Annotated in this window: 1 pseudogene; it reads left to right on the top strand. The window is 67.2% G+C overall.

Annotated features, from left to right (window positions below):
- Positions 1–235: pseudogene (locus R0J88_RS23610) on the top strand (hypothetical protein); the annotation flags it as partial.

The raw sequence follows: 235 nt of genomic DNA, 5'->3' as shown, positions 1-235 counted from the left end.
CATCGCCCCGCACGCCGCCGTCGGTGAGACCGCTGGCGCCGCCCGTGGCCTGGGCAAGGGCTGGGCCACCGGTGTGCTCAACGCCTGTCTGCGTCGTTTCCAGCGTGAGCAGGAAGCGCTGGAAGCCATGATTCGCGAACATCCGTTGATGATCGATGAGCGTGATTTCCAGGACGCCGTGCTCGAGAGCGTCGAGGCCCCGCAGCTGTCACGCGATGACTGGCGCGCGCTCAAG

The sequence above is a fragment of the Pseudoalteromonas sp. SIMBA_162 genome (assembly GCF_046535955.1).
Lineage (GTDB): Bacteria > Pseudomonadota > Gammaproteobacteria > Enterobacterales > Alteromonadaceae > Pseudoalteromonas > Pseudoalteromonas marina.
The sequence above is the reverse complement of the archived record's forward strand: the minus strand, read 5'-3'. Positions and strand labels throughout refer to the sequence as shown.